We start from the raw sequence: 13,905 nt of genomic DNA, 5'->3' as shown, positions 1-13,905 counted from the left end.
CAAAAAAAAGAAAAGGGGGCAGAGCCCCCTTTTTTAAGTCAGATCCGTTTTTTATCGGAGCGGATTACCAGAACCCTTACAGGTTGCTGATTTCTTCAAGCTGCTGTTGCAGACGCTCGTGAGCACCTTTCATTTCCGCGAGCTTGTCCTTTTCCTTGGCAACAACGGCTTCGGGGGCTTTGTCCACAAACTTGGGATTGTTGAGTTTGCCTTCAACTCGTGCGAGTTCTTTGGAAAGCTTATCAATCTCTTTTTGCAGACGCGCGCTTTCGGCTTTAACGTCGATCAGGCCGGCCATGGGTACCAGCAATTCCATATCGCTTACCAGGGCTGTGGCAGAGGCGGGGGCAGCTTCTCCACTTTCCAGCCAGGTAATTTCTTCGAGGCTCGCCAGTTTGATCAGCAGGCTGTGGGCTTGCTCCAGCAGTTCTTTGTCACGGCTGGAACCGCCGCGCAGGATCAGTGGGATTTTCTTCGCTGGGGAAATATTCATTTCGCCACGAATATTACGCACGCCTTCAATAACCTGCTTCAACCAGGCAACAGCCGCTTCCGCTTCTTCGTCGATCTTGCTGTTATCGGCCTCTGGGTACTGCTGCAGCATAATGGTGTCACCGTTGGAACCGGCGAGGGTTTTTACACGCTGCCAGATTTCTTCGGTGATAAACGGCATCAGTGGGTGTGCCAGACGCAAAATGGTTTCCAGTACGCGGATCAGGGTGCGGCGGGTACCTTTTTTTACTGCGTCGGAGGCGTTGTCGTCCCACAGGACCGGCTTGGACAGTTCCAAGTACCAGCTGCAGTACTCGCTCCAGACAAAGTCGTACAGGGCCTGGGAGGCGAGGTCGAAGCGGTAGGTATCCATCGCTTCGCGTACGGTAATTTCGGTGCGCTGCAGCTGGGAAATAATCCAGCGGTCGGCAATGGTCAGTTCATAGTCGCTGCTGTTGTCCTGGCCACAGTCCTGCCCTTCGCAGTTTTGCAGCACGTAGCGGGAGGCGTTCCAGATCTTGTTACAGAAATTGCGGAAGCCTTCGATACGGCCCACATCAAACTTGATGTCACGGCCGGTGGATGCCAGTGAGTAGTAGGTGTAGCGCAGGGCATCGGTACCAAAAGCAGAGAAACCTTCGGGGAAGTCCTTGCGGGTTTGCTTCTCGATCTTTTCGCGCAGGTGCGGTTGCATCAGACCAGAGGTACGCTTCTCTACCAGGGTCTCCAGGTCGATACCGTCGATCAAATCGATGGGATCGATTACGTTGCCCTTGGATTTGGACATCTTCTGGCCGTGGTTGTCGCGCACGAGGCCGTGCACGTACACGGTGTTAAACGGCACTTCCTTCTTGAAGTAGAGGGTCAGCATCATCATGCGCGCGACCCAGAAGAAAATAATATCGAAGCCGGTGACCAGTACGGAGCTGGGGTGGAAGGCTTTTAGTTCTTCGGTATCTTCTGGCCAGCCCAGGGTGCCGAAGGTCCATAGGCCAGAGGAGAACCAGGTGTCGAGTACGTCGTCGTCCTGGCGCAGGCTGATGTCGGCGCCCAGGTTGTGCTTCTCGCGCACTACCTCTTCGCTGCGGCCAACATAGACATTGCCTTCGTTGTCGTACCAGGCGGGGATGCGGTGGCCCCACCACAGCTGGCGGGAAATACACCAGTCCTGGATATCGCGCATCCAGGAGAAGTACATGTTTTCGTAGTTTTTCGGCACGAACTCAACGCGGCCATCTTCAACGGCGGCGATGGCTTCATCGGCCAGGGGTTGGGTTTTTACGTACCACTGATCGGTGAGCCAGGGCTCAATCACGGCGCCGGAGCGGTCCCCGTGAGGTACCTTGAGGGTGTGGGGCTCTACTTTTTCCAGCAGGCCGAGGGCGTCCAGGTCGTCGACAATCTGGGTGCGCGCGGCAAAGCGCTCCATGCCCCGGTATTTTTCCGGCACTGCGTCGTTCAGGTGGGCATCGGCATCGAGGATGTTGATCATCTCGAGGTTGTGGCGCTGGCCCATTTCGTAGTCGTTGAAGTCGTGGGCCGGGGTGATTTTTACACAGCCGGTGCCGAATTCACGGTCGACGTATTCGTCGGCAATAATCGGAATTTCGCGATCCGCCAGGGGCAACTTGATGGTCTTGCCAATCAGGTGCTGGTAGCGCTCGTCTTCCGGGTGTACGGCTACGGCGGTATCGCCGAGCATGGTTTCCGGGCGGGTAGTGGCAACTACCAGGTGACCGGAGCCGTCGGAGAGTGGGTAGCGGAAGTGCCACAGGTGACCCTGCTTCTCTTCGTTTAATACTTCCAGATCGGAGATCGCAGTGTGGAATTTCGGGTCCCAGTTCACCAGGCGCTTGCCGCGATAAATCAGGCCGTCTTCATACAGTTTGATAAAGACTTCCTGCACCGCTTTGTAGAAGCCGTCGTCCATGGTGAAGCGTTCGCGAGACCAGTCGGGGCTGGCGCCCAGGCGGCGCAGCTGGCGGGTAATGGTGCCGCCGGACTCTTCCTTCCACTCCCAGACTTTCTCGATGAACTTTTCGCGGCCCAGGTCGTGGCGGGATACGCCTTCGGCGCCGAGCAGGCGCTCTACCACCATCTGGGTGGCGATACCGGCATGGTCGGTGCCCACTTGCCACAGGGTGTTGTCTCCCTGCATGCGGTGGTAGCGAATCAGGGCGTCCATGATGGACTCCTGGAAACCGTGGCCCATATGCAGGCTGCCGGTGACGTTCGGCGGCGGGATCATAATGCTGTAGGGCTTGGCCTCAGTATCCCCGGAAGGCTTGAAGTAGCCGTTCTCCTCCCAGGTTTTGTACCACTGCTGTTCGATGGCGTTGGGCTGGTATGTTTTGTCCATGCGGGCGGGAAACCTTGTGTTTAACTGACTGCGTGCACAGCGTTTTGGCTCAGGATAGTCTGGTGCTTGCTCGGGCTGCGCGGAAAAAGGGGGAATTATACCGCTGGGGTCTGGTGGGCAAAAGGCGGTATTTGAGCTTAGGGAGTTATTCAGAGGCTCCCTTAGGCCGTCTCTTAATCCCAAACGCCGAGCTCGTCGACCACGTGTTCTATTTGGGCGCGCAGGCGGCGCTCCAGTTTGGGCAGCTGTTGGGCGACGAGTTGTTCGATCAATTCCTGGCGCTGGCGCTCTTTGGCGGAGGGCTCAGGGTCTGCGGCCGGATCTTCTTCGGCGGCTTGGGCCTCAGTGCTTGGAAGTTCAGCTTCTTCCTTTACTTCAGGGGCTGGTGCCACTGTTGCTGGGGCTTCTACTTCCGGGAGCACTGGGGTTTCGGTTACTTGGGTATTTTCTTCAACTGGTAGGGGCCGTCCACCGGTGAGGCGGGAGCGAATATGATTTGGCAGAAATGGGTTTTCCGCCCGGGGCTCCGGCTGCGGTTCGGGCTCTCTCTCCAGTTCGGCCTCTGGGAAATCTTCAACTTTGGTTTCCCGGGAAATCTGCTCTAACGGTGTTTCAACCGGTTTATCTTCAACGGGCTTTTCTTCGATTTGCCCGGTTTCTGCGGAAGCTTGTGGTTCCTCATCCTCTATAGCCAGATCTTGAAGCGGGCGCAAAAGAGCCAGGTCAGACTCTGCCAGCGACAGGGATTGTTGGGCCAGCATCTCTTCTTCAACCGGTGAAAATAAAATAGGCAAGTCGATATCTTCCAGTGAGGTGTCGATATCTTCAAACTCACTGGTAGCCGGTGTCCCACTGGGTTTCGGTATGTCGGTAATAGTGGGAAGTGTGGGGGGCTCAGGGGTTACAGGATTACCCTGCTTGGCCACCTGGCTGAGCACGGGGATTTCTTCATTGTTCTCGTCGGTGACAAGCAAGTTGTGCAGTGAATTAAGTTCATCCAGAAATTCACTGGGCTGCTTGCGCTGCTGTCCGCGGTGCTTGTGTTTGTTTTTTTTGCCGGACATGACTCTCGGACGTAGTTAGAGGCTCTAATTGATCTTATGGGATTGTAACGGATATCCGCGATCGCGGAAGTGACCAAATCGCAATCGGGACCGTTTTAATGGTTCCGGTTGTTGGATAACAACTTCTGCCAAGCGTTCAAAGCGGCTAAACCACTTGGGTACTTTGGAGCAGAGGTTGATCAGTAAGCCGTGGTGATCTGCGGGGTCTTCGCCACTGTTAATTTCTATTTGCGCCTGTTGGTTTTCAGTTTGCGGGGCGTGGGGCAGAAAACTGTCCTCGCGAAATGTCCACAGCAGTTGATCCATCTGCTCCGCCCGTTGCGAGTCGTCCACCGCGATTAATACCCGCATACCCGCGCGGAAGGCTTTTTCAGCCAGGCGGCAGGCAAAAACATCGGCGTGTTCCGGTTGGTCGGAAGAGAGAATATAGAAATCAATGCGAGTCATTACAGATACTGGTCAAATAATCCCGGCCATATTGATACGCTGCCAAAAACAAAAGCGGCCCATTAATCAATGGACCGCCCGGCGCGCCGGGCACCGATGGTGCCGGCGGCTATTGTGCGCTTTGGCTACTTATTTGCCCAGTAGATATTCAACCAGTAGGGGAACCGGACGGCCGGTTGCACCTTTCTGTGCGCCGGACTTCCAAGCACTACCGGCAATATCCATATGTGCCCACTTGTAGTCTTTGGCAAAACGCGCCAGGAAGCAGGCAGCGGTTACTGAACCGGCTTCGCGCCCACCGATATTTTGGATATCGGCAAAATTGGAATCCAGGGAGGACTGGTACTCGTCCCACAGCGGCATTTGCCATGCGCGGTCGCCAGTAGTTTCGCCGGCCTGGAGAAGGCTCTTGGCCAGTTCTTCGTTATTGGCGTAGAGACCGGTGGCGTGATGGCCCAGGGCGATAACACAGGCACCGGTGAGGGTGGCGATATCAATCACTGCGCTGGGCTTGAACTTGGCTGCGTAGGTGATCGTATCGCACAGAACCAGGCGGCCTTCGGCATCGGTGTTGAGGATTTCGATGGTTTTGCCGGACATGGAAGTCACAACATCACCGGGCTTGCTGGCGCGGCCGCTGGGCATATTTTCAGCAGCGGCAACCAGGCCTACTACGTTGATAGAAGGCTGCAGTTCAACCAGGGCGTTCATTACGCCGAAGACACTGGCGGCACCGCCCATGTCGTATTTCATTTCGTCCATAGCCTGGCCCGGCTTGATGCTGATGCCGCCGCTATCGAAGGTGATGCCTTTACCGACCAATACCACAGGTTTTTCGCTGGCCTTGCCACCTTTGTAGTTCATGGCAATCAGCGCGGGGGGCTCGTCGCTGCCTTTGGAGACGCTGAGGAAAGCACCCATGCCCAGGGCTTTCATTTTCTTTTCGTCCAGCACGCTGGTGGTGAGCTTTGCATGTTTTTTAGCCAGCGCCTTCGCCTGGGCAACCAGGTAGTTGGGGGTACAAATATTGCCTGGGAGATCCCCCAAATCACGGGCGACATTGCTGCCCAGTGCTTGAGCGGCACCCACTTCCATGCCGCCTTGAATAGCTTTCAGCTGCTTTTTCTCTGGAGCGTGGATGGTAAATTTCGCCAGGGGCAGGGGCTTTGCATCGGTGCGGGACAGGGTGTAGCGATAGCTTGCCAGGCCGGCGGCCATGGCGATTTGCTGTGCTTTCCAGCGATTATCGGCACCTTCAACCTCTACTTCGCAGAGGTAGCTCGCGGCCTCTTTAAAGTTCTTTACCCCATTGGCACTGCTGGCTGCCAGCTTGCGGAATTCCGCCTGGCTGATGGTGCCTTTACCGGTGCGTACGACCAGAACGCGCTCGCTGGGAACGTCGATAAGATTGATCAGCTGGGTGCTGCCGGATTTGGCCCCCAAGTCCCCGCGCTTGAGGATTTTTGCAATCATTCCCCCGGTCAATTTATCCAGGCTTTTTCCACTTTCGCTGAGGTTATTTTTGGCATCTGCTGAAATAATAGAGCAGGCACTGCGTTGTTTACTGATATCTGCAACCTTGGCGGAGAACTGCATTTTTCGCTTTCCTTAAAATCTGACAATAGATTGCATGTCTCTAGGCCGAGACATAGCAAGAATTTTTAGTGATAATGCGTCGCACAAGTTTAACCCGCCTGCCTATGGATTGCTGTACCTAGAGGGAAACTTGCTCGTTTTTGATTCAGACACCATCACACCGCTGTCACCAAGGAATTTGTTCGCCCTGTGATTATTTTTCGCTATCTCTGCCGCGAGCTGCTGTTTGCCACGCTAGCGGTTAGCGCAATTTTGCTGTTAATTGTGATGAGCGGCCGATTCGTGAAATACCTGGCGGAAGCTGCCGCCGGTGATATTTCGGCGAATATCCTGTTCTCCCTGATGGGATTCCGTTTGCCGGGATTCCTGGAACTGGTATTACCGCTGGGCCTGTTTGTGGGGATTCTCCTCTCCTATGGCCGCCTTTATATAGAAAGTGAAATGACGGTTCTGCACGCCTGTGGCTTTAGCGATTGGCGTTTGCTGGGCTATACCATGATTCCAGCACTGATGCTGGCGCTGGTGGTGGCGTCCATGAGCCTGTATTTCTCTCCGGCAGGTATGGAGCGTTCCACCAGCCTGTTAAATGCAGAAAAGGCGCGCAACGAATTTGATCACCTGGTACCAAAAAGATTTGTGTCCTCCCAGGGCGGCCGCGCGGTTTATTACGCCGATGCGCTGAGCGAAGACAAGTCCACCATGTTGGGGGTATTCCTGGCTGAGTTGGGCGGTGCGGAAGAGGAAACTGAGGCGGATCTGCAGGTTGTAACCCGGGCTCGTGAAGGTGTACAGGAGATAGATCCTGAGACGGGCCTGCGCTATTTGGTCCTGCGCGACGGTTATCGCTATGAGGGTGTTCCCGGTGAGCGGGAATACCGCCAGATGAAATTTGACAGTTACGCCGTGATTCTGGAGGTGCCTCGCGAGCGCAGCCGCTTGCAGGACCAGATGGAATCGGCATCAACCCTGGATCTTCTTAAAGGCGATGATCCGCAACAGAGGGCCTACCTCTACTGGCGCTTCAGCCTTCCGATATTGGTATTGGTGGTTGCAGTACTCGCAGTGCCATTATCCCGTACCAACCCTCGCCAGGGGCGTTTTGCGAAGATGATCCCGGCCATTCTGCTGTATATCACCTACCTGGTAATCCTGCAGGGTGTCAGGGGGGCGATTGAGGACGGCAAGATTTCCAATCCGGCAATGATCTGGCTGGTTCATCCGCCGTTCTTACTGCTCGGCTTGCTGCTGTTAGCGGGAAGAAATTGGCGCAAGGCGCCGCCCAAGCGTTTGCCCGAGGATGTGAAGGAGTCGCCAGGTGAGTAAGCTCGATTTATATATCGCCCGCACCGTTATTGTTGCTGTGGGTGGCGCGCTGATGATTATTCTTGGCCTCACTGTGGTCTTTGCATTAGTGGACCAGTTGGGGGAGCTGAAGAAGGATTACGGCTTTGTCGATGCCCTGAAGTATGTGGGTTGGACATTGCCAGCGCGTATCTATGAACAGCTGGGCTTTTCTGCCCTGGTTGGATGTCTGGTGGGGCTGGGTTCATTGGCAGGTACCAGTGAGCTGACCGTTATGCGGTCTGCCGGCGTCTCAATCGGTCGGATTACCTGGGCGGTGATGAAGCCCATTATGCTGCTGATTTTACTGGGCTTGGGCCTGGCGGAATTTGTTATTCCCAAGACCAATGTGATTGCCGAGAGTGACAAAGCCCGGGCATTGGGTGAGCTGGAGGCGAGCGGTCTGGAAAGTGGCCTGTGGCTGAAAGACAGTGGCGAGTTTGTTCACTTCAACGCGGCACTGCCGGATGGTGAACTTTACGGTGTTACCCGCTATCACTTCGGTGCCGATCGAGAGCTGGAGCAGGTTGAGTTTGCTGAGCGCGGCCATTTTGATGGCAAGCGCTGGGAGTTGGAGAATAGCCGCACGACCATCTTCACCGGTGAGCATACCGAGAGTGAGGCGCTGCCTACGACCGAGTGGAAGGCGGAGATTTCGCCAGAGTTATTCGCCTTGGTGGTGCCTTTGCCAGCGGATCTGTCACCGCGCAACCTGTGGGCTTACGGCAAATTCCTCGATCGCAAGGGCGAGGACTCCAGTCGCTACTGGTTGCAGTTCTGGAAAAAGGTATTGCAGCCTCTCACTATTGCCAGTCTGGTGATGGTAGCAATTTCCTTTATTTTTGGCCCTCTGCGGGAAGTAACCACCGGACTGCGTGTGTTTACCGGATTGGTGGTTGGCCTGGTGTTCCAGTTTGTCCAGGATATGCTGGGGCCATCTTCCCTGGTATTTGGTTTCCCGCCTTTCCTCGCGGTGTTACTACCGATATTGCTGTGCTTTGGCGCGGGATGGTATCTACTGCAGCGGGCCCGTTAGGGCCCCTAGCCTTCTACTTTTTAGACTTCTTGGGAAGTACGCGCACCTCGGATTCGGAGATAAGGTCATGCCACGTGGCCTTGTCGGATCTGGCCCAGGCAGAGAAGTAACCGAGTCCCAAACAAGCAATAGACAGCGGCGCTACGATGGCGCGAAGGATGCACTGGCGCCAAGTGAGCTGGGCTCCGTTTGGGCTTGCCAGCAGCAGCCGCCAGGCGCGCATCCCCACAGTTTGACCCGCAGCCCTCCAGGACCAGAAGTAATACCCTACGATAACCGCTAGAGCGCCTAGCTGGAAGAATGGTCCGCTGACACAGGGGTTGTAGTCATTTGCCTCGGGCTGGCAGTTGAGGCCCACCACGGTAGAGGCAACCATCAGCGCGATAAAGCCGTAAACCACCAGTAGGCCCATCAGTATCAGCAGGTCGTAGAGCAGTGCGGCCAGGCGTGGACCCACCCCGGCAACAGGGAGTTCAGGAAAGGATTTGGGGGTGTTCGAGCTACTCACGGTTATCTCCGCCGGTTTTAAGTGGCGGAGATTCTAACAAACCTGTAAACGGGGAAGGAGAGGTAGCGCGCCTGAGTTCAGGGGCTCCCTAAAACTCCAGCTCAAAAGAGAACTTGAATTTGTCGTCGGACAGAGAGATGCCGTAGTCCACCGAGCTGCCAATCTTGCCCTCGTTGTTGGTGTACCTGAGCAAGCCTGTACGTGCGGCACGGGAGTTTTGTGCTTTGTACGTTTCTAGACCCATTCGCAGGATTTTGGATAATGCCTTGCCACCTTTCAGGGGCTTAAACTTATCTGGATTGGTGTGCATCTGCAGCCACTGGTAATTCAGGCGTCGCTGTACGTTGCTCATGCTATTGGTGCGCAAGTACTCGGCGGCCTGGACCAGGGCTTCGTTATCCATAGCAAATGCACTGTCGGAGAAAAACAGACTGCCGGATTCCATATTTAGGGTTTCATGGGAATCCGGGATAAATAACTCATCGGCAGAACAGACGCAGCACGCGGGCAGAAGAAATAGGCCAACGGTTTTTGGCACTAGTTGATTGGCGCTGAATCGGAAACTGCAGAGTAGCATTCTGTTTACCCCTGGGTGTCAACTTCTCATTTCGATGGCCGCAAGCGGTCGTTGAATTTATTATGGGTCACCCTTAACAAAGCATTTTTTCGAATTAATTAGGCGGCTGATGCAACTCCACTTACTGGACAGTCCGAAAAAGTCATCTCTTTCCTTGGAGGCCGCATGAAATGGATACTTTTTCATTTTTGTCTAAGTGGTCGCGAGCGTGAGCAGGAGCCCGCCAATGTTTTTTTATTATTGTTTTGGTATTTCTGTGCCAATGCTGATGAAAAAATTGTCTTGAATAGCTCCTCTTTCCACCGGATCGGGGCTTAGGTGCCAGGAAAGAGTTCCAAAATGCGCTACCGCAAAATTCTCCCACAAATAATCAGTGAGGATGGGGTTGGTTGGCTATCGGCTCTGGGTTCGTGAATCGCTTCTATGGCAAAGCTGTTGTCACGAAATAGCTGGACCCAACTTTCCAGGGTGCGGAAATACCAGGGAGCGGCCTCTTCAAAATCTCCCTCAATACCTTCCCAAGATCCCGGGCGCCATCCATCTCGATAGGGCTCATTACCGCAGGCTTGATGGGGGTGAAGAGTTTGGATGACAAAATACCCACCGGGCAGTATTAACTCGCGTGCATGGCTGAATAGTTGCTCGACAGATTCCTTTCCGATAAGGGAGAAGTTGCACACGATAAGTTCAAACTGCTGTTCCAGTTTTTCGGCGCAAATTTCTTCGTACTGCAATCGCCGGTAGGATTCATTGGCGCCTGCTCGAGCGCTGGCAATATCCACTAAATCCTTAACGCCATCGACACCACAGACTCGAATACCTTGCTCCGCCAGTTTTCTACTGAGCCAGCCTTCACCGCAACCGATATCTAAAATGCTCGCAGGTTGGTACGCCATGATTGTGCTGACAATGGCAGCATCAGTAACTAGTCGGCGGCTGGGAATGGCGGCATTGTCTACTACTTTAGTCCACTCATGAGCATTCTTATGCCAGCAGGTGAGTACCTGATCATCACTGAATTCGGAATTGGGCATGCTTGGGTGACCTCCAGCCTGTCATTATTCACAGCTTGAGTGTACCGTCAGTGGACCATCCAGCTACAAAGGTGCTGAGGTCCCATGTCCACTCAAATGATTTTTGATTATGTGATCGTAGGTGCCGGCTCCGCCGGTTGTGTTTTAGCAAATCGGCTCAGTGCCGAAGAGCAGAATCGAGTTTGTCTTCTGGAGGCGGGTCCTAAAGATCGGAGCCCCTTGATCTCCATCCCTGTGGGTATTGGCGAGTTACTGCCGGGTACTCGCTATAACCTACACCACCATACCACGCCACAAAAGCACCTGAATGACAGGAAACTGTTTTGGCCGAGGGGTAGGACCCTCGGGGGTAGTAGCTCTATAAATGCCATGGTTTATATCCGTGGCAATAGCGACGACTACGATGCCTGGGAAGCAGAGGGTAATCCCGGTTGGGGCTGGAAAGGTTTGTTGCCTTACTTCTTAATGTCGGAAGGCAATGAACGGGGTACTGATGCGCACCACAGTGGCTACGGCCCTCTGTCGGTCTCGGATTTAAAGTGGAAAACCCGATCGGGGCATGCTTTTTTACGCGCAGCTGAGTCCCTGGGACACCGGCCGAATAATGATTTCAATGGCAGCCAGCAAAATGGCGTGGGTTTTTACCAAGTAACCCAACGGCGCGGACGCCGCTGCTCTGCGGCTACAGCTTATCTGCACCCAGTTTCCAGCCGCTCTAACCTACATGTTCGTACCAACAGCCAGGTGGCGAGGATTATTCTCAGGGGAGAGAAAGCGACCGGCGTCGAATTGCTTGATGGCACTAAAATCCTGGCGAACAAGGAAGTGATTTTAAGTGCCGGTGCTATCCAGTCGCCACAGCTATTAATGCTGTCTGGTATTGGGGATCAGGACCAATTGCGTAAATCTGGAGTGACTTCGCAAGCGCATCTTCCCGGTGTTGGAAAAAACCTACAGGACCACCTGGATATCATACAAGTAGTGGAAGCCTCTGAAGCGGTTAGCTTTTCCGAGGCACTATGGCCGAAGCTCCTTACCGCAATGCGCCTGCCAGAACTGATCTTTTTAAATAAAGGACCCTTAACCAGCAATGTGGCCGAGGCGGGGGGCTTTGCCAGTTCCAGTCTGGCGGGTGGCAATCCGGATATTCAGTTCCACATGACGGCAGTTCCGACTTTCCAACATGGGTTTAATAAGCGCACCTGCTACGGTTACTCCCTTCACGCCTGTGCCCTGAGGCCTAAGAGTCGCGGTGAGATCACTCTGGACTCCACCGATCCACGCAAACTGCCCAGAATTGAACCCAACTACCTGAGTGAGCCCGAGGATCTGCAGGTAATGGTGGAGGCATTTGAAATGGCACAGGATATCCTCGCCCAGGAGGAACTGAGTCGCTACAAGAAAAAGTCCTTGCGTCCAGAGCAGAAGTTGAGTGATAGAGAGTCAATCATCCACTATATTCGCCAGCATGCAGAATCCATCTACCATCCGATAGGTACCTGTCGAATGGGGAGTGATGAATTGGCTGTAGTGGACAGCGAGCTAAAAGTACACGGTGTGGATGGACTGAGGGTTGTGGACGCCTCCATAATGCCCACCCTGATCAGTGGCAATACCAATGCGCCTGTGATCGCTATTGCGGAGAAGGCGGCAGATTTGATTATGCAGCGGTCTTCGCGCTCGTTTGTAAAAGAGAATAGACACACTCAGGAAGTTGAATGATTTGGCAATGCCCGCTTTGTGCTGCCCCCTTAACTTTAGGAAAAGATACTTGGCACTGTACCAATCGACATAGTTTTGATCGCGCGCGTGAGGGCTACGTCAATTTGTTGCCCGTTTATCGCAAGCGCCGTAAAGATCCCGGTGACTCTTCGGAGATGCTTCACGCGCGGCGGCGCTTTCTTCACGCCGGTTACTATCGGCCTTTGGTTGATAGTATTTCGGCGCTCTTGCCCTACAAGCCCGGCCGACGTTTACTGGATATCGGTTGCGGTGAGGGGTATTACCTGCGGGAGCTTGAGTCCGCTGGCTGGCATGGCCACGGCCTTTCCGGTATCGACATTTCAAAATCCGGCGTGCGAATGGCGGCCAAGCGCGACAGTGGCGCTCAGTTTGTGGTTGCCAGCAATGTAAATTTGCCGGTGGTCTCGGAGTCGGTGGATAACCTGCTGAAGATCTTTGCCCCAGCCCCCGATCATGAAATGGAGCGGGTAATCAAAACCGGTGGCCATTTGGTAGATGTATCCCCTGGCCCCGATCACTTGTGGTCACTAAAGAAGTACCTCTATAAAGAGCCGCGTAAACATCCCGCACCAAAAGTGATAGAGAAGTTGACCCCGGAAGTCGATATGCGCTGCTGTTTTCCTTTTGTATTGAAGGGCAAGCAGGCCATTTCCGATTTTCTCGCTATGACACCTTTTGCCTGGAAGGGCAACCGTGAAGAACGGCAGAAACTCGAAGAGCGCGACAGCCTGGAGCTGGAGGCGGACTTTGTTATTCGTCGTTTTATTAAACATAAATAACAGGCATTTGATAGAAGGTAGAGGTAATAGAGCAGCTTTATGGCGACTCCCAGAGACTTTGGATTTATGCGGCGAGCCCTGGAGCTTGCACAACTCGCTGCTGAGCGCGGTGAAGTACCGGTGGGTGCGGTTTTGGTCCAGGATGGAAAAATCATAGGGGAGGGCAGTAATCGCCCGATTGGGAATTGTGACCCCAGTGCCCATGCGGAAATCGTAGCCCTGCGGCAAGCGGCAGATAAACAACAGAACTACCGCCTGCCAAACACCACTTTATATGTGACGATTGAGCCCTGTACTATGTGCTTTGGCGCAATGGTACATGCGCGGGTAGGGCGGCTGGTATACGGCGCTACCGAACCCCGGGCCGGTGTTGTTGAGAGCCAGCTGGAATTGGCACAAGCCAACTTTTTCAATCACAAGATTACGGTGGAGTCGGGAGTCATGGCGGAAGAGGCAAGCAATTTAGTGCGCGAGTTCTTTCATGATCGACGCTGATCTGGCATTTGCTTTTGTGGTGAATTCGATAGTTGTCGCCACCGTCGTCCTGATTCACCACGAAGTATTGAGTGCCCTTGCCCGGATTGGCCGCTGGATTCCGATCAAGCATAACCTGGCGATTGTCTTGGGGGTGTTTGGCGCTCTGATCGCCCACGTGGCTGAAATATGGCTGTTTGCCTACTGCTACTACTTTATGGTGAATTCGCCTTATTTTGGTACTTTGGTGGGCAACTTTAATGGCAGCCTGTTGGACTGCGCCTATTTCTCATTCACCACTTATACCTCACTGGGTTTCGGCGATATCGAGCCCCTGGGGCATCTGCGTTTTACTGCTGGCCTTGAAGCCCTTACGGGACTGGTGATGATTACCTGGACCGCTTCTTTTATGTTTTTAAAAATGCAGCGTTATTGGGAGAATTGATCATAGGGTT

Annotated in this window: 14 protein-coding genes; 7 read left to right on the top strand and 7 right to left on the bottom strand. The window is 54.0% G+C overall.

All coding sequences use genetic code 11. The features are described from left to right. Positions 1–76 precede the first annotated feature (76 nt). The 4 genes from ACJJIR_RS16685 to ACJJIR_RS16670 form a co-directional block, all read right to left on the bottom strand. Positions 77–2,851 (bottom strand): valine--tRNA ligase, encoded by a 2,775-nt coding sequence (locus ACJJIR_RS16685; RefSeq protein WP_444906185.1) that lies wholly within the window; start codon positions 2,849–2,851, stop codon positions 77–79. Between the two features lie 173 nt (positions 2,852–3,024). Then, positions 3,025–3,915, bottom strand: a complete 891-nt coding sequence (locus ACJJIR_RS16680) for a hypothetical protein (protein ID WP_444906184.1) — start codon at positions 3,913–3,915, stop codon at positions 3,025–3,027. 24 nt (positions 3,916–3,939) lie between these two features. Next, entirely contained in the window at positions 3,940–4,362 is a 423-nt protein-coding gene (locus tag ACJJIR_RS16675) for a DNA polymerase III subunit chi (protein WP_108732077.1), read from the bottom strand. Between the two features lie 129 nt (positions 4,363–4,491). Beyond that, positions 4,492–5,958, bottom strand: a complete 1,467-nt coding sequence (locus tag ACJJIR_RS16670) for a leucyl aminopeptidase (RefSeq protein ID WP_444894984.1) — start codon at positions 5,956–5,958, stop codon at positions 4,492–4,494. A 189-nt stretch (positions 5,959–6,147) separates the two neighbouring features. Here ACJJIR_RS16670 and lptF point away from each other — a divergent pair, with 189 nt between their 5' ends. Then, on the top strand, positions 6,148–7,281 hold the full coding sequence (gene lptF / locus ACJJIR_RS16665) for an LPS export ABC transporter permease LptF (RefSeq protein ID WP_444906183.1): 1,134 nt from the start codon (positions 6,148–6,150) through the stop codon (positions 7,279–7,281). After that, the gene (gene lptG / locus ACJJIR_RS16660; RefSeq protein WP_444906182.1) at positions 7,274–8,335 is read left to right on the top strand and encodes an LPS export ABC transporter permease LptG; all 1,062 of its coding nucleotides are present in this window, start codon (positions 7,274–7,276) and stop codon (positions 8,333–8,335) included. The genes lptF and lptG overlap by 8 nt, the downstream gene beginning before the upstream one ends. 13 nt (positions 8,336–8,348) lie before the next feature. Here the strand turns inward: lptG and ACJJIR_RS16655 are convergent, their stop codons facing one another. Next, entirely contained in the window at positions 8,349–8,843 is a 495-nt protein-coding gene (locus ACJJIR_RS16655; protein ID WP_444906181.1) for an RDD family protein, read from the bottom strand. Positions 8,844–8,931: 88 nt separating this feature from the next. After that, a complete protein-coding gene (locus ACJJIR_RS16650; protein WP_282933982.1) occupies positions 8,932–9,420 on the bottom strand; it encodes a hypothetical protein in 489 nt (162 codons plus the stop codon). A gap of 165 nt (positions 9,421–9,585) precedes the next feature. On the opposite strand from ACJJIR_RS16650, the gene ACJJIR_RS16645 reads away from it, so the two are divergent. Continuing rightward, complete coding sequence (locus ACJJIR_RS16645; RefSeq protein WP_413664650.1) at positions 9,586–9,738, top strand: hypothetical protein; 153 nt, start codon at positions 9,586–9,588, stop codon at positions 9,736–9,738. A 26-nt stretch (positions 9,739–9,764) separates the two neighbouring features. Here ACJJIR_RS16645 and ACJJIR_RS16640 read toward each other — a convergent pair whose 3' ends face one another. Beyond that, positions 9,765–10,454: a class I SAM-dependent methyltransferase gene (locus ACJJIR_RS16640; protein ID WP_444906180.1), complete on the bottom strand. Its 690-nt coding sequence runs from the start codon at positions 10,452–10,454 to the stop codon at positions 9,765–9,767. Between the two features lie 84 nt (positions 10,455–10,538). On the opposite strand from ACJJIR_RS16640, the gene ACJJIR_RS16635 reads away from it, so the two are divergent. The 4 genes from ACJJIR_RS16635 to ACJJIR_RS16620 are packed head-to-tail and all read left to right on the top strand — an operon-like array spanning position 10,539 to position 13,895. Beyond that, on the top strand, positions 10,539–12,176 hold the full coding sequence (locus tag ACJJIR_RS16635) for a GMC family oxidoreductase (protein WP_282933980.1): 1,638 nt from the start codon (positions 10,539–10,541) through the stop codon (positions 12,174–12,176). Further along, positions 12,173–12,976 (top strand): putative RNA methyltransferase, encoded by an 804-nt coding sequence (locus tag ACJJIR_RS16630; protein ID WP_444906179.1) that lies wholly within the window; start codon positions 12,173–12,175, stop codon positions 12,974–12,976. The genes ACJJIR_RS16635 and ACJJIR_RS16630 overlap by 4 nt, the downstream gene beginning before the upstream one ends. Positions 12,977–13,015: 39 nt before the next feature. Further along, complete coding sequence (gene tadA, locus ACJJIR_RS16625; RefSeq protein WP_413664653.1) at positions 13,016–13,471, top strand: tRNA adenosine(34) deaminase TadA; 456 nt, start codon at positions 13,016–13,018, stop codon at positions 13,469–13,471. Beyond that, positions 13,458–13,895 (top strand): ion channel, encoded by a 438-nt coding sequence (locus ACJJIR_RS16620; protein WP_192879377.1) that lies wholly within the window; start codon positions 13,458–13,460, stop codon positions 13,893–13,895. Before tadA ends, ACJJIR_RS16620 begins: the two co-directional genes overlap by 14 nt. The last annotated feature ends 10 nt before the right edge of the window (positions 13,896–13,905 follow it).

The organism is Microbulbifer maximicatervae (SeqCode), from assembly GCF_052467385.1.
Note: the sequence above shows the minus strand (reverse complement) of the source record. Positions and strands in the feature narration are given on the sequence as shown.